This window comes from Microvirga pakistanensis (assembly GCF_004458765.1).
Lineage (GTDB): Bacteria > Pseudomonadota > Alphaproteobacteria > Rhizobiales > Beijerinckiaceae > Microvirga > Microvirga pakistanensis.
Genome location: NZ_SPJX01000072.1, coordinates 1 through 223 on the forward strand (window position 1 = coordinate 1; position 223 = coordinate 223).

Annotated in this window: 1 protein-coding gene; it reads right to left on the bottom strand. The window is 63.7% G+C overall.

Annotation, left to right across the window (positions count from 1 at the left end):
- Window positions 1–223 (bottom strand): exonuclease domain-containing protein (locus E4K09_RS02795; protein ID WP_280177442.1); only part of this gene is annotated, 223 nt, incomplete at both ends.

Below are 223 nucleotides of genomic sequence, written 5' to 3' on the forward strand. Positions count from 1 at the left end.
CGCGGGCTGAGCCGAGAGGTCGAATCCCACCTGACGTCCGCCGATCAGTTCGATATAGACCTCGGCCAGAATCTCGGCGTCGAGCAACGCGCCGTGCTTGGTGCGCTTGGACTTGTCGATTCCATATCGCGAGCAGAGCGCATCGAGGTTGTTCGCGGCACCCGGGTGCTTCCGGCGCGCCATGATGAGCGTGTCGACCACGTCCGCCAGATCGATGGCTGGA